The organism is Mediterraneibacter sp. 210702-DFI.5.30 (assembly GCF_020560115.1).
Lineage (GTDB): Bacteria > Bacillota > Clostridia > Lachnospirales > Lachnospiraceae > Mediterraneibacter > Mediterraneibacter faecis.
On record NZ_JAJCME010000050.1, the window covers coordinates 1 to 318 of the forward strand.

General features: G+C 41.2%; 1 protein-coding gene. It reads right to left on the reverse strand.

The features are described from left to right. Window positions 1-123: 123 nt before the first annotated feature. On the reverse strand, window positions 124-318 hold a 195-nt coding region (locus tag LI126_RS14645; protein ID WP_227165661.1), incomplete at its 5' end, for an ImmA/IrrE family metallo-endopeptidase.

Sequence of the window (318 nt, forward strand, 5' to 3'; positions counted from 1 at the left end):
CTCGTTTTGTCAGGCTGTATAGTTTAAAGCTCATGAGTTCCGGAGTCGCATTCAATGAACTGCAGAGGCCGAAATAATCCAGATCTTCGTTCTGAACCATCTCTTCAATGTCTTCATCTTCAATCAGTAGATCGGCAGCAAACAGATTGCCTGATATTCTGTATTATCTGTCATATTGTAGAGTGTATCATCTTGCATTGGAGCCATTTTCAGCTGGGAACGATGCAGGATGATATGCCCTAATTCATGGGCGGCAACGATCATCTTTTCTTCTTCTGAAAGGAAACTGCTAATCATGACATAAATCGTTTTGCAACT